Annotated in this window: 13 protein-coding genes and 1 pseudogene; 7 read left to right on the top strand and 7 right to left on the bottom strand. The window is 42.8% G+C overall.

Features of this window, described 5'->3' with window-relative positions; translation table 11 throughout:
* The first annotated feature begins 82 nt into the window (after positions 1-82).
* The 3 genes from F988_RS05220 (at position 83) to F988_RS05230 (ending at position 3,258) form a co-directional block, all read left to right on the top strand.
* The gene (locus F988_RS05220; protein ID WP_004674991.1) at positions 83-1,270 is read left to right on the top strand and encodes an ammonium transporter; all 1,188 of its coding nucleotides are present in this window, start codon (positions 83-85) and stop codon (positions 1,268-1,270) included.
* Between the two features lie 409 nt (positions 1,271-1,679).
* A complete protein-coding gene (locus F988_RS05225; RefSeq protein ID WP_004681549.1) occupies positions 1,680-2,396 on the top strand; it encodes a phosphatase PAP2 family protein in 717 nt (238 codons plus the stop codon).
* 52 nt (positions 2,397-2,448) lie between these two features.
* On the top strand, positions 2,449-3,258 hold the full coding sequence (locus F988_RS05230; RefSeq protein WP_004681551.1) for a lipopolysaccharide kinase InaA family protein: 810 nt from the start codon (positions 2,449-2,451) through the stop codon (positions 3,256-3,258).
* Positions 3,259-3,264: 6 nt separating this feature from the next.
* Here the strand turns inward: F988_RS05230 and F988_RS05235 are convergent, their stop codons facing one another.
* The 5 genes from F988_RS05235 to F988_RS05255 form a co-directional block, all read right to left on the bottom strand.
* A complete protein-coding gene (locus F988_RS05235; RefSeq protein ID WP_004681553.1) occupies positions 3,265-4,602 on the bottom strand; it encodes an ATP-binding protein in 1,338 nt (445 codons plus the stop codon).
* 6 nt (positions 4,603-4,608) lie between these two features.
* Entirely contained in the window at positions 4,609-5,286 is a 678-nt protein-coding gene (locus tag F988_RS05240; protein WP_004681554.1) for a DNA-binding response regulator PmrA, read from the bottom strand.
* A gap of 21 nt (positions 5,287-5,307) precedes the next feature.
* Entirely contained in the window at positions 5,308-6,948 is a 1,641-nt protein-coding gene (locus F988_RS05245; RefSeq protein WP_004681555.1) for a phosphoethanolamine transferase, read from the bottom strand.
* A 124-nt stretch (positions 6,949-7,072) separates the two neighbouring features.
* A complete protein-coding gene (locus F988_RS05250) occupies positions 7,073-8,197 on the bottom strand; it encodes a porin (protein ID WP_004681557.1) in 1,125 nt (374 codons plus the stop codon).
* A 349-nt stretch (positions 8,198-8,546) separates the two neighbouring features.
* Complete coding sequence (locus tag F988_RS05255; protein WP_004681558.1) at positions 8,547-9,794, bottom strand: MFS transporter; 1,248 nt, start codon at positions 9,792-9,794, stop codon at positions 8,547-8,549.
* Positions 9,795-10,036: 242 nt separating this feature from the next.
* Here F988_RS05255 and F988_RS14145 point away from each other — a divergent pair.
* The 4 genes and pseudogenes from F988_RS14145 to F988_RS05270 form a co-directional block, all read left to right on the top strand.
* Positions 10,037-10,221: pseudogene (locus tag F988_RS14145) on the top strand (hypothetical protein); the annotation flags it as partial.
* 101 nt (positions 10,222-10,322) lie between these two features.
* Positions 10,323-11,240 carry a patatin-like phospholipase family protein gene (locus F988_RS05260; protein ID WP_004681561.1) on the top strand — a complete coding sequence of 306 codons (918 nt, stop codon included), beginning with the start codon at positions 10,323-10,325 and terminating at the stop codon, positions 11,238-11,240.
* 185 nt (positions 11,241-11,425) lie between these two features.
* Positions 11,426-11,893 (top strand): NfeD family protein, encoded by a 468-nt coding sequence (locus F988_RS05265; RefSeq protein WP_004675003.1) that lies wholly within the window; start codon positions 11,426-11,428, stop codon positions 11,891-11,893.
* A 16-nt stretch (positions 11,894-11,909) separates the two neighbouring features.
* Positions 11,910-12,761: an SPFH domain-containing protein gene (locus F988_RS05270; protein ID WP_004675007.1), complete on the top strand. Its 852-nt coding sequence runs from the start codon at positions 11,910-11,912 to the stop codon at positions 12,759-12,761.
* An 86-nt stretch (positions 12,762-12,847) separates the two neighbouring features.
* Here the strand turns inward: F988_RS05270 and F988_RS05275 are convergent, their stop codons facing one another.
* Positions 12,848-13,135: a DUF3817 domain-containing protein gene (locus F988_RS05275; protein ID WP_004681563.1), complete on the bottom strand. Its 288-nt coding sequence runs from the start codon at positions 13,133-13,135 to the stop codon at positions 12,848-12,850.
* 19 nt (positions 13,136-13,154) lie between these two features.
* Positions 13,155-14,066, bottom strand: a complete 912-nt coding sequence (locus F988_RS05280) for a polyprenyl synthetase family protein (RefSeq protein WP_004681565.1) — start codon at positions 14,064-14,066, stop codon at positions 13,155-13,157.
* Between the last annotated feature and the right edge of the window lie 114 nt (positions 14,067-14,180).

The following is a 14,180-nucleotide window of genomic DNA, read 5'->3' on the forward strand; positions in this document are numbered from 1 at the left end:
ATTTACTAAATCTATTTTGGTGCAAAAAACGAATCAAATATTTGTATCAAAACCGAATTTAGCACTTTTTTTGAGCACTACTATGCAAAACGTAGATCTATTTTTCTTACTGCTCGGTGCAGTACTGGTATTGGCAATGCATGCTGGCTTTGCATTTTTGGAACTGGGTACAGTACGCCATAAAAACCAGGTCAATGCGCTCAGCAAAATCTTAACTGATTTTGCCATTTCAGCTATTGCCTATTTCTTTGTGGGCTACTGGATTGCATACGGACAGAATTTTTTCCATGCGGGCACTACCTTGGCTGCCGATCATGGCTACAACCTGATGCGCTGTTTCTTCCTGCTCACCTTTGCCGCCGCCATTCCAGCGATTATCTCTGGTGGTATTGCTGAACGTGCCAAAATGCGCTCCCAGGCCATTGCCACGCTGATTCTGGTCGCACTGATCTATCCGTTCTTTGAGGGCATGATCTGGAATGGCAATTATGGCTTGCAGGGTTGGCTGGAAAAAACCTTTGGTGCAGGGTTCCATGACTTTGCAGGCTCAGTCGTTGTACATGCCATGGGTGGATGGATTGCATTGGCGGCGGTAATCCTGCTGGGTGCTCGAAATGGTCGCTATAAGAATGATGGCCGTGTCAGTGCCCATCCACCATCATCAATTCCATTCCTTGCTTTAGGCTCATGGATTCTGATTATAGGCTGGTTTGGCTTTAACGTGATGAGTGCGCAACGGGTGGAGGCCATCTCTGGTTTGGTGGCAATCAACTCACTGATGGCAATGGTTGGCGGTACATTGGCTGCAAACTTTATGGGTAAAAATGACCCTGGTTTCCTGCACAATGGTCCATTGGCAGGTTTGGTCGCAATCTGTGCGGGTTCGGATATTGTGCATCCTATTGGTGCATTATTCATTGGCGGCGTTGCAGGTGCCCTGTTTGTTTACCTGTTTACTTATACACAAAACAAGCTCAAGGTAGATGATGTACTGGGGGTATGGCCTTTACACGGTGTCTGTGGTGCATTTGGTGGCATCGCTGCGGGTATTTTGGGTCAGCAGGCTTTAGGCGGTTTGGGTGGCGTGTCCATCATTTCCCAAATCATTGGTACAAGCTTAGGTATTATCATTGCGCTGATTGGTGGTTTTGTCGTGTACGGCATCTTAAAAGCGACTTTGGGTATCCGTCTTTCTCAGGAAGATGAATATCGCGGTGCAGACCTTTCCATTCACAAAATTTCGGCAAACTCTGAAGAATCCATGTTCTGATGTGATTTAATGATTAGAAACGAGTATTCCTAAAATTTCCCTTGTATGTGCAGACCTCACTACAAGGGAATAATTTTAAACATAAAAAATTTATTTCAAACATACATTTTAAATGTATTAGCTCGCTCCACATTTATTTTATAAATTTGTATTACCTTATAATATGAATAACATTTTTATTATAATAACTGATGTTACGCACCTAGCCTATATGTTGTAAATTTTCAAAAATTCAACCACAATATATTGTGGTGAAAGTACCCAAAAATACACTTACTGAGTAACATCAGATAATAATAAAAATTATCATTCAAATAAATTTAATTTTTCTTTAAGTTTTGGTTAATTTTATATTAAGTTCCATCATTTTAAATCTCAGTCCAATCTGCGCCATTATTATTTATTCATTATGTTAATGAAATCCCCTTTTCTCTTATGGAACAGTTGCCTACTTATTCTCAGCGGGTTGGTATTGATTTTTGTATTTCCAGTCGCTGGACAGATTGATTTATCTCTTATTCAACCCTGGGTGGATAGCACAGGACATTTCCAATTAAAGGGCGACTGGTATTTAGCCATCCTAAGTCATACTTATGTGAAGAAAATCCTGACAGTGGTCTACATCATCTTTTTTGTACTTTGGTGTTTATCATTTAAGGTTGAGAAACTGAAAGCAAGACGTTGGCAGTATGGCTATATGTTTTGGGTCAGTATGTTATGTACATGCATTATTGGTCTAATGAAAGCACAAGCTTCTCATGCTTGCCCATGGGATATGACCCATAAGACTGTCACAGGTTTTATTTGGGATTATTCCGCAACTGCGGGACACTGCTTTCCAGGTGGACATGCCAGCACAGGCTTTGCCTTGCTCACAGGCTACTTTACCTACCGTTTACAGGACAGAAAACGTGCATGGTTTTATTTATTTGCAGGTTTAACACTGGGTTTTGCGATGGGCTGGGCACAGATGATGCGTGGCGCACACTTCCTCAGCCATAATCTCTGGACAGGCTGGATTTGCCTAACCATTAACTTTGTTCTCTATGCGGTCACTGAAAAATACCACGTATCGCTCCCCGACCGTAATTCCGTACCGCAAGCACAGCTTGATGTGGTAAAGTGAACACCTACTACAAGTAAGTGTTTATAAACATCAGGATGTTTTTTGCTGGCCTATGTCTGACTTTCAAACTTTTTTAGAATCGTCTTTAACCACACAACAGAATTCGATTGAGGCCTACCAACTCAACATCGGCAAGGTCTGGCTTAAAAAGGCTTCCGAGCGTCATGGTTTATGGCTCTACACCCCACTGAAATGGCTGGCAAAAATATTCAACCTCGGTGCAATCATGCCTGTTCCCAACCGAGGGGGATCAATCGCAATTCAGTGTGAATTCAAGCGTATTCAGCAACTCAGAGCATTAGGGGTTTCCACGCCAAATGTGTTGGCAGTTTCGGAAAAAGGCATTTTATTACAGGACATTGGAATACAGCATCAAAGCCAGATTCAGCAACTAGATCAGGCGCTTGCCCGCCGCAAGGAAAATCCTGATGCACAATTTCTACTATTTACCCAGGCAATTCAGTCCATTCAAAGCATACATCAGAAAGGTGGGTATTTAAGTGAAGCCTTTGCACGCAATATTCTAGTCGATGAGCAGAATCAGTTTAGCTTTATTGACTTTGAAACTGATCCACGTGATGTACTCAGCCTGCATGACTGCTTTGTACGTGACTGGTTGCTGTTTATTTTCTCAACGGCCTATCATTTTGAATTTGAACAATTAAATGATGCCAGCCTCATCCTGTACAAAGCGCTGCTTGCTGAGCCGCAAGTCTATAAGGACATTGCCAAGGTTGGAAAACGCCTGAGCTGGGTACTTAATTTCAATGTAAGCAAGGTCGGTAATGATGGAAAACGTATTCAGAAATGTGTGTTGTTTCTGCGCGACCTTAAAGAACACGCTGAAAAGGCATCAGCATAGTTTTCTCTATGCATGATGCTCCAGTTTTTTAGGAAGTTTTACCAGCACCGATAAACCGCCTAAATCAATACTTCTTGATAAAGTGAGTGTGCCACCCAAACGCTGCGTGGCCTTATCCACAATTGAAAGTCCAAGACCGCTGCCCACTTCCAGATGATGATGCACACGGTAAAAACGCTTCAAAACCTTGTCGTATTGGTCTGGATCAATGCCCTGCCCGCTGTCATCAATCTGCACGTAGGCAAAGCCATCGGTATCATCATAAACCGAAATATTGATGATGCCCTGATTCGGAGTGTACTTGATCGCATTATCAATCAGGTTAAAGATAATCGAGTGAACGGTTGGCTCAAGGCTTTGCATTTCAATCAGGTCATTACGCTCAAAGCCCAGATCAATTTCTTTCTCCATTGCCAGATTGACCAGTTGCTCCACGCAGTTCAGTGCCACATCATTCAGGTAAAACTGGGTGTTTGGTTCAATCAGGCTTAATCCAACATCCTGTTTTGCCAAGGCCAGCAACTGTGTTACCAAGTGCTGAATACGTGCCAGTCCCTTGCTGAGGTTTTGCAAAGCCTCATGTTCAGGAAACTGGCTAATCAGAATCTTGGTTTGCAGGTTCAAGGCGGTGACAGGCGTCCTGAGTTCGTGTGCCGCATCGGCAATAAACTGTTTCTGTTCGGTCTGTGCGTGCTGGATCCGTTCAAATAAACGGTTCATTTCCTCAATGGTTGGAATCAACTCCTGCGGATATTCGTCACTATCAATTGGTGCCAATCCCTCAGACCCTCGTTGGGTCAGCTCAGTTTTAAAGTCTTCCAGTGGTTTTAGGCTTAAACTGATAATAAAGGCCAGTACAATGATCGCAAATGGCAACATCAGGATATAGGGAATAAACATGCTGCCCGCTAGTTCCCAGGCAAAGCTTTGACGTACCTTTTCCTGCTGGCTAATCTGGATTTGATAGTCTTTTAAGGGAAATACATAAACCCGCCATGTGCCCTGCACAGTATTTTGGGTATAAAAACCCGCCTGTTTTACAGGGGGAACCAGTAAATGGGTTGGGTGCCAAAGGTGGCTTTGATCTTTATATGCCCAAATATCAACCAGTAAATCCTCTTCATGGTAACTGCGGTGCAGTTCTATTTTGCTGGCAATCTTTATGATCGGTTCAACGGCGGAGCGTTCAGCCATATACTGCATCTGGGTATCCAGAATTTCATTGACCTCATGCAGGGCAATTTTATAGGCGGTAAAAATCAGCAAGCATCCAAGTAGAAGACTAAAGACAGATGTTCCCCAAATCAGTCTTTTTTTCAGTGAATATTGCTTCATTTTTTTCATAAATAATCAGGGTTGTCCCAGTCTATAACCTAGCCCACGAATGGTTCGAATAAAGTCTTTGCCAAGCTTGGCACGCAAATGATGGACATACACCTCAATGGTATTGCTTGTCACTTCACTATCAAAGTCATAGAGCTTGTCTTCAAGGTTGGCTTTGGAGAAGATTTTATTCGGATGGGTCACCATTGGAATCAGGATGGCCCATTCACGGTTGGACAATTCAATTTGCTGTCCTTTAAAAGTCGCCAAATGCTGTTCCACATCCAGCGTCAACTCGCCACTTTTAAGTAACTGTGACTGATTTTTCAGTAAGGCGGTTTCGGCATTTCCTCGACGCAATAGTGCATTGATACGGGCAAGCAACTCATCAAACTCATAAGGCTTAACCAGATAATCATCCGCGCCGTGATTCAGTCCATCCACCCGATTCTGCAACTGATCCCGTGCAGAGATAATCAGAACAGGAATTGAGGTGCGCTGGCGGATTTGTCTCAGGATTTGCATGCCATCCATAAGCGGTAAACCAAGATCCAATAAAACCAGGTCAAACGCCTGTTTGGTCAATAATGCCAAGCCATCGACCCCATTATTGACCCCCTCCACTTCAAACTGATGATAGCGCAGCAGGGTCATTGTTGACTCTGCAATCATAAAATCATCTTCGATCATCAAGATTTTGGTCATGACTTCACCACACCTTATGGATTAGGGACATGCTGCCAGCATATCGTTATTCGGGTCGATCACCTTGCTTTTCACATCAAGCAGGCTCAGCATGGTCGGGAACAGGTTATCCTGACTCAACTCCTTCCTGCCCTGCTGTGCCAAACACTTGACCTGTTGTTTTGCCTGATTTTTCCAGACAGTGGAGAACCACATCAGCATCGGGATATGGGTTTGTTGCGTTGGTGCAATCGCATAAGGCGCACCATGCAAATAGATACCGCTTTCACCTGTGGACTCTCCATGATCAGATAAATACCACAAAGCAGTTTGGTATTTCGTTGTATTTTTTAATGTTTCAATCAGGCTGTCCAAAACATAATCGGTATAGAGCAAGGTATTGTCATAACTGTTCAGCAATGCATCTCTGCTACAACCCTGAATGGCGTTGGTGTCACAGGTCGGCTTGAACACTTTGAATTGTGCGGGAATACGTTTATAGTAGGCTGGTCCGTGACTGCCCATTTGATGCAGTACAATCAAACGTGGACGATTGTCATCTTGCGGAATTGTGGCTAAATAGGCCTTAAAGCTATCAATCAGAATATCGTCAAAACATTCCTTGTCTTCACACCATTTCTGCTGGAGTGGTTCAGGAATCTTGAATTGATTGACACGGTCACAGGTGCCTTTGCAGCCTGAATTATTATCAATCCAGGTCACCTGATAGCCTGCACGTTGTGCAATATCGAGTAGCCCCTCACGGTGGATAGCCAAACGTTCCTCATACTCTTTACGCGGCATACCTGAAAACATACAGGGAACCGAAACTGCGGTTGCCGTACCGCATGAACTGACCTGCGAGAAGTTTAAAATATCCTGCTGTGCCAGTTTTGGGTTGGTATTTTTGCCATAACCATTCAAAGAGAAGTTTTCAGCACGGGCTGTCTCACCGACTACCAGAACCATCAGTTTCGGTAAAGATGTAGCCTGTGCCTTTTGCATCACGGCATCTTCACCATACATGACCAGTGGTAAATTCTCTTTAGGCGCTTTCTTCTTATAATATGAAGCAAAGGAAGCAATCATGTTCTGCGGCGAAATCATACCTTTCAGGTCACGGTTTTCACGAAAGATTGCAGCAAAATCAACATAGAAAACAAATAATAGCCCTAACACTATCGCCAAAGAGACAACTGAAGCAATGACCTTGTGCAATAGCTGGCGAATGATGGGTTCAGGTTTGATTTTTATCATGAGAATTACAATAATCGGCAGTACTGTCATTCCCAGAGTCCATGTCAGCAAATGCCATGACCAGGTATCACGCGCTTCCGCAATATCGGTCTGCATCAGGTTCTGGATTTGGTCAGATGTAATGAGTACGCCTAGTGTATTCACTGCATAAGCGGCAAAACCGCCAATAAATACCAATGCAATCGCCAGAGGTTTTGCTGTCCATTTCCAGTTAAAAAGCTGGAAAATAAAGTTATAGGCGGCAACCACAATAATGATTGAAGCGACAACAAATAATCCTGCCTTTACACCATTATATGGCGTCAGCATGTGTATTTTTTCAAAAAAGGCAATATTTAAAAATACACCCAACCAAATTGCCAGTAATAAATTAAATACAATTAAAGAAATAGGTTTTTTCTTTAAATTTTGAAAAAATGTCATCATTACAGTCTAAACATAAATATCCTGCTTCCTTTTTAATATAAAAATGCAAACTTAAAAATGACTTAAATAGAAAAAGACGATCAAGTGATCGCCTTTTTTGTTAAAATGATAATGATATTAATTCTTAGAACTTAAATTCCAGACCTAAACCAGCAACAGGCTGTTTATCCTTTTTACTGACCTGTTCAAGCGTTAAGTAACCTGCATAGCCGTAAGTCTTTACCTGCTTGTTAAATGCATAGTCCACGCCACCAATGATCTGTTTGGCCTCAAAGTCAGCCGTGGTATCCTTAAAGCTGGTGGTGTTCTGGCTGTACTGACCTTTTACTGTCCAGTTCTTTGCCTGTGGAATGGTGTATTCCGCACCAAGCAACCAGCCCTTGGCATCATCAATCTTGTCTGCGCCTGCGGTATTGCCAGCCACATTCTCGACCTCAGAGCTTTGGAATAGTGCTTTCAGCGCCAAACCATTCACTGGGTTGACACGGCCAATGGCACGGATGGTGTTTGCCGCGGCAAATATCGCTGGGGCAGCCGTTGGTGAAATTGCCTTGTCAGAGGCATTTAAAAAGCCACGTCCAAGGAATGTGCTTGGAATGGCTTTATCATAGCCAATACCAGCAACCAATAACGGACTTTCAAAGCTTGCTGACGCTGACCATGCATCACCTAAACCACGGCCTGCTGTTTTAACAACACCTGATTTACTGGTATCAATTCCTGTTGCTTCGCCTGTTGCCAATAGGCCACTTACTTTAATGGCTCCGTCCAGTACAGGAACTTTTACTGCTGGTGATTCATAAACAACGACGTTGCTAACACGTGTTTCACCACCAAAAATTCCACCAATGTCGGCCTTATTGGCAACATAGTTGTTAAAAGTATCAACGACACTAGAAAGTTGCTTCAATGGCGTATCATGTACACCAATTTTCACTGTACCCAACTGGACATCTTTTAAACCGACAAAACGGTTACGCTGTGACCAGTCTGTGCTGTCACCATCTGCGCTGAAGCCCCATTCAATAGCATAAACGGCACTTAAACGGTCTGTAAGTTTTTCATCACCCTTAACACCAATAAATGAACTGTTTGAACTAATTTCCCAAACATCCTTGTTGGCCTTGGTTGCATTTTTTTCTGGTAGATAGTCAACACTGGCATCAATTTCACCGTAAATGGTCGGTGCTGCAAATGTTGTGGTTGCAAGTAAACTAAGCACTGCTGCTGTTACAATTTTGATTTTCATTATGTACGTCCTAGCTAAATTTGTAACAAATCCTACACATTAACTTTATATGACAAAACGATTAAAATCTTATTAATTTATTCCATTTTCGACTAAAGTTTAATTTTTAGACACTTTTTCAGTACCGTTTAACTCGATTTTTTCTTATCTCTTCATCCAGATTATTATTTTAACTATCAATCAATTAAGAAAATAAATTTATTTTCTATTTCAATAAAAACACCTTTATTCATAAAACAACTGTTTTTTATAAATTACTTCAATTTTCCATATAAAATATGATTTCAGCACATAAAACCTATTTCAATCGCAGGGCATTTTAGAAAAAAATTGTAATAAAACTATATTTTCATCTTGCATTATTTTTCCAAAGGAATATCGGCCATAAACACAAAATGGCAACCCCACAAATCATGGCTAAATAACGGTAATATCCGAGTACATCCCCTACGATTCCACTGATCAGATACAGCAAACCACTCACTGTCGCCATGACTGATACCTGAAAGGTAAAGTCAGTTCCAGCAAATGGCTTACGGCTATATTGCATCACCAAGGTCAACATCACCACCAACAGCATCGCGGAACAGGCATCTTCAAATGCGTTCACGGCATATAGCCATAACGGTGCAACCTGAACCTGCTGGTCATATGCATATGCAACAAAGGCATAAGCGACCAGACTCAGGATTTTCAACAGGGAAAATATGATCAGACACTGTGCCCGAGAAAAATACTTCAGCAGCACACCTGCACAAGCTGCCCCGATCAGCGCAGCGATGGCACCAAACATGGTGATAAACACGCCAATTTGGGTGAAACTCAATCCCATATCCACCATAAGCGGCTTTAATAATGGCCCTGCCAAACCATCCGCGACCTTGAAGCTGATCAAGACCATTAACCAGCTTTTAAGCGCTTTGGATGAGCTAAAATAATTCAGGTAATTCCTGATGGCCTGTATGAATGAGGGAGCAACCTGTGGATCATCAACGCTTGGCCTTGAATGAAGCGGTTCCCGATAAAATAAAACAGGTAATGTGTTCAGGAAAACCAGTACCGCCAACACAAGAAATGTTGCCTGCCAATGTAGCCAGTCCAGCCCCCAGAGTACCGCTCCACCACCGACAATAAAGCCCAGACGGGAACCGATCACCTGAAAGGTATTGCCCCAATGTTGCTGATCACTTTTAAGCAGGTTCACAGCAAGACCATCTGTGGCAATATCCTGAGTTGCTCCCGTAAGGTTCATGAGCAGCAATAGCACAAAAAAAATGATCAAATAGCTGGGTTGGTCCAGAGACTGAATGGGAAAAAAAGACAAAATGACCAGAATAAACACACTACATAATTGAGTGGGGACAATCCAGCTACGATAATGCCCCAAACGTGACAAGGCATAACGATCCACATAGGCCGCCCAAAAAATCTTGATTGACCACGGCAGCATCAACAACCCAAAGCCACCAATATGTGCCAGAGATACCCCCTGCGCCCTTAAAATCACGGGTAAGGCGTGGGTCATAAAGCCAACGGGAAGTCCCTGTGCCCAATATAGGGAAAACAATAAAATGTAAATCTGTCTGAGACTAGGCACTTTTTCAGTTTCCCTTGGCAAGCTATGGCGAAGCCCAAAGTATCCAATCCTTTCAGTGTCATGGCAATAAAATCTTATTTTTTGCCAATGCAGGCACTGTCATGAGGATTTAAGATGATAGGAGTTGTTCATGATCTATCTTCGCTTATGCCACAAGATTTTCCAGGTTTACCGCCCTTAGTTCCGCAACGTGGCAGAGCGTATAGTCGTGCATTGTGCAGAAAACTTTTCATTGGTCAGGGATGAAAAGTGGCTTTTATCATATTGCCCATGCCGCTGGTGTACCGATTGTGATATTTTCTTTCGATTATGAGCACAAGACCATCTATAGTCTGGGCGCATTCACCACGACAGGACACTACCAGCAAGACCTTGAAAAATTATGAAATGTTATGAGGGCCATTTCTCACCAAAGAATCCACACTAGCTGGCTGAAACCTTACAAAAACTTGTGAAAAAAAACTAGAAAATTAAGGGCAAATCTGCTCTGATGTGCCCATCTTTTTGTACACTTTATCTGTATTTAATATGAAAATTGCTCGACTGTCTTGCCTGGCATTAGTTAGCCTGGCTTTATTTGGTTGTGATCAGACTGCAAAAAAAACACCGCCTACAACAGCAATCAAGGCCCGTGAACCTGTGATCGCACTGGCGTTGGGTGGTGGCGGGGCCAAGGGTTTTGCCCATATTGGTGTGATCAAGGTGCTGGAATCACATGGGATTAAGGCCAAGATTGTGACAGGCACCAGTGCAGGCAGCTTTGTGGGCAGTATCTATGCAAGCGGTCAAACACCTTATCAAATGCAAAACCTTGCCCTAAAGCTGCAAGAGTCTGATCTGCGTGATTTAACTCTCAATAGTCAGGGCTTTATTGCAGGGCAAAAATTACAGAACTACGTCAATGCTCAGGTGGGCAATAAACCAATTGAACAGTTTCCAAAACGTTTTGCTGCGGTTGCCACCCGTTTGGATAATGGTAAAAAGGCTGAATTTATTAAGGGCAATGCAGGTCAGGCAGTACGTGCATCCTGTAGTATTCCGAACGTTTTTGTACCCACTGTGATTGGCAATACCAAATATGTCGATGGTGGCTTGGTCAGTCCAATTCCAGTCAAAACAGCAAAGGATATGGGTGCTGATCTTGTGATTGCGGTGGATATTTCAGCCCGTCCAACGGGTGACAAACCACTGAGTATGTGGGGATTGCTCGACCAAACCATTAATATTATGGGACAGCAAAGTATTAATGAGGAGCTGAATCAGGCAAACGTCGTGATTCAGCCTAAAGTTGGTCATCTTGGTGTGCTTGATCTTAAATCAAGTAATGAAGCGATTTTAGAGGGTGAAAGAGCGGCTCAGGGTAAAATCGTTGCCATTCAAAAAGCCATTACTGATTTTAAGAAATCCCCTGCTGCATTACAGCCAGCGCCTCGGGCTAAATTCTAAAAAAACAATATTAAGGGGTGGTGTGCATTTCAAAAATGCTTGCTCTATAAGTAAGCTTTCCAGCTCGCATTTTCCCCACATCCTAAAAAAACAATCTTTTTATATTCATAAAGATAATCATCTGCTAGAGTGGGGAAAGTGAATATTTTTTCACCTCCACTCAGTTTAATGATGCGAGCAAATCTATGGAGTTTGTAGTTGAACCTTGGCACTGGTTCGTATTAGGGATTTTACTGATTCTTTCAGAGTTGATTTTGCCTGCTTTTGCCGCATTATGGTTTGGCATAGCAGCAGTCATGGTATGTATTTTACTGTGGCTTTTCCCAATGATGGGCTTTACCACCCAAGTGGTGACCTGGGGAATTTTATCTATTTTATGTACGATACTCTGGTTCAAGTTTATCAAGCCACTCTCGACTGATAAAACCAAGGCAGGATTACCACGGGAAGCCACGATTGGACAAGTGGGTATGGTCATCCGTACTGGGCTTGACCATGATCAGATCATTGTACGCTTTCCAATGCCTGTTTTGGGCTCAGATGAATGGAATTGCCGAACCACAACGGCTGTTCAAGTCGGTGACCGTGTTCGGGTCGTTGATATTCTAGGTAATGATTTAGTGGTCCAACCACATAGTAGTAATATTTCATAACAAAGAGGGTTTTGATATGTCTGCTGGAGCGATTATTGTTTTAGCTCTTTTGGTCTTTATTGGTATAACCATTTTTAAAGGGGTTCGTATTGTTCCCCAGGGTTATAAATGGATTGTACAACGTTTAGGTAAATATCATACTACGTTGAGTCCTGGCCTGAATTTTGTCATTCCATATGTTGATGAAGTGGCTTATAAAATCACCACCAAGGATATTGTGCTGGATATTCCTTCACAGGAAGTGATTACACGCGACAATGCGGTCTTGGTGATGAATGCAGTTGCCTATATCAACCTGACCACACCTGAAAAAGCGGTGTATGGCATTGAAAACTATACATGGGCAATTCAAAACCTTGTTCAAACTTCACTACGTTCCATCGTGGGTGAAATGGACCTGGACGATGCGCTGTCTTCCCGTGACCATATCAAGGCGAAATTAAAAGCCGCGATTTCTGATGATATTTCAGACTGGGGAATCACGCTCAAAACCGTTGAAATTCAGGATATCCAGCCATCTCACACCATGCAGGCTGCAATGGAAGAACAAGCGGCAGCAGAGCGTCAACGTCGTGCTGCTGTAACCAAGGCAGATGGTGAAAAACAGGCAGCTATTTTAAGTGCAGAAGGTCGTCTGGAAGCCTCCCGTCGTGATGCAGAAGCGCAAGTGGTACTTGCTGAAGCCTCACAACGTGCCATTGAAATGGTCACCAGTGCTGTGGGAGATAAAGAAATTCCTGTTGCCTACCTATTGGGTGAACAATATGTGAAAGCCATGCAGGATTTATCCAAATCAAGTAATTCAAAAACAGTGGTATTGCCTGCTGATGTACTGAATGCAATTCGTGGGATTATGGGTAAGCATTAATTTTTAGTTATAAAAAAAACGTACTATCTCTAAAGATGGTGCGTTTTTTTATTGAGCAAATACCATCTAAGCTGTGTAGTTGATATTTATTGCTCAGCTAATTTCTTAATTTTACGATCAAAAATAAAAGGGCCAAAAGGTAGGATCGCAGCAATCAACCCCATGTTAAAAATACTCAGTGACCATTTCATACGGTGACAAACAACCAGCAAGACCGCTAAAAACAACAAGAACAGTACTCCATGTCCCATACCAATGTATTTGACAAAAACAGGATTATCCCAAATATATTTAATCGGCATCGCAACACCAAGCAATAACAGGAAACTGATTCCCTCAAGCGTACCCACGAAACGTAAAGTTTTAATATTCATTATGATGCTGTTCCTGTCATTAACTTTTTCGTGCCAGTAAAAACTGTGCAATTGCCACCAGCTCTTTGGCATCATCACCAAAATAGCCCAATGCTTCAAATGCCTGATCATGCAGGGTTTGCGCATAGGCTTGAGCTTTTTCCAAACCCATTAAGGCTGGATAAGTCGATTTTTGTACCTGCTCATCCTTACCCGCAGTTTTACCTAATGTTTCAGTGCTGGCGGTAATATCCAGAATGTCATCCTGAACCTGAAAAGCCAAACCAATGCTTTGCCCAAACTGGCGCAACTTTGGAATCGCCTGATCCGTACCTGCAAAAATTGTCACTGCACCCATCATAATCGCGGCCTGAATCAAGGCACCTGTTTTATTACGGTGAATATTTTCCAGTTCAGCCTGATCGACCTGTTTGCCTTCAGCCTGTAAATCCAGTACCTGACCACAGACCATTTTTGAACTGGCGGTGGCTAAAATCTGCATTTGCTTCAGTACAATTGTAGCATCAGTTCCCTGCCCCTGTTCATCAAACAAACGGCTTCCCAGAATTTCAAATGCCATGGATTGCAAGATGTCACCTGCCAACAAGGCAGTGTTCTCACCAAATGCAACATGGCAAGTTGGCTGCCCACGACGCAGCAAATCATTATCCATACAGGGTAAGTCATCATGTGCCAATGAGTAGCAGTGGATCAACTCAACCGCAACGGCCGCACGGCGGGCGGCCGCAAAATAAGGGTTGGGTTGCAATGAGGCAGCCGCATAACACAATGCAGGACGAACACGCTTTCCCCCTAGCATCACGGCATGATGCACAGCGGCCTTTAACGGTTCTGGAATGGAGAATGCAGCCAATGCTGTCAATAAATCCTGTTGAATACGTTGTTGAGCTTGTTGTAAAACATCCGCATTAACTTGAGAAATAGATGACACAATTGCCTCTGGAAGCTTGAATGATAAGGATAAAGACAGGACCTGTCAGAATGGCGACATCATACCATTATTTATCTCAGGAAATTGTGTTTGTATTTTTAACTTATTCAAAAT

It is taken from the genome of Acinetobacter parvus DSM 16617 = CIP 108168, assembly GCF_000368025.1.
In the GTDB taxonomy this organism is placed as follows: Bacteria; Pseudomonadota; Gammaproteobacteria; order Pseudomonadales; family Moraxellaceae; genus Acinetobacter; species Acinetobacter parvus.